This window comes from Bacillus sp. (in: firmicutes) (genome assembly GCA_017656295.1).
Classification (GTDB): Bacteria; Bacillota; Bacilli; order Bacillales; family JACDOC01; genus JACDOC01.
Map to the genome: position 1 here is coordinate 1 of JACDOC010000059.1, position 508 is coordinate 508.

The window sequence follows — 508 nt, forward strand, 5'->3', positions numbered from 1 at the left end:
CCACTTCTATTTGGTCTTTCTTTCTGACTTTATTTAATGTATTTCTGACTTTGTGCACGACACATCGTTGTACATCGGCTTTTGGATAGACAGATTTAAAAGCTTCTTCTAAGCCATTAAGACCATCAAACACGCCAAGTAATACTTCTTTTACTCCACGCTGATATAAATCTTGAAGAATTTCTTGCCATCCAAGAGCGCTTTCTTGACCTCCAACATAGAAGCCTAATATTTCTCGATAGCCATCTTCATTGACTCCAAGGACGATATAAATGACTTCCTTCGCATACGTATCACGACGGACTTTTATATATAAGCCATCTAGGTAAAGGACAGAATAACGCTTATTGAGTGGACGTTGTTGCCATTTTCGAATGTCTTCTATCGTCGCATCTGTAATATTGCTTATCGTGGTTGGGGAGTAACTAGAACCAAGAATTCGTTCGATAAATTTACCGATTTCTCGAGTGCTCATCCCACTTTGGTACATTTTAATAATCGCTTCTTC

1 protein-coding gene is annotated in these 508 nt (G+C 38.4%); it reads right to left on the reverse strand.

The annotated features are described in order from the left end of the window. Nucleotides 1–508 (reverse strand): IS256 family transposase (locus tag H0Z31_15825; GenBank protein MBO8178856.1); only part of this gene is annotated, 508 nt, incomplete at both ends.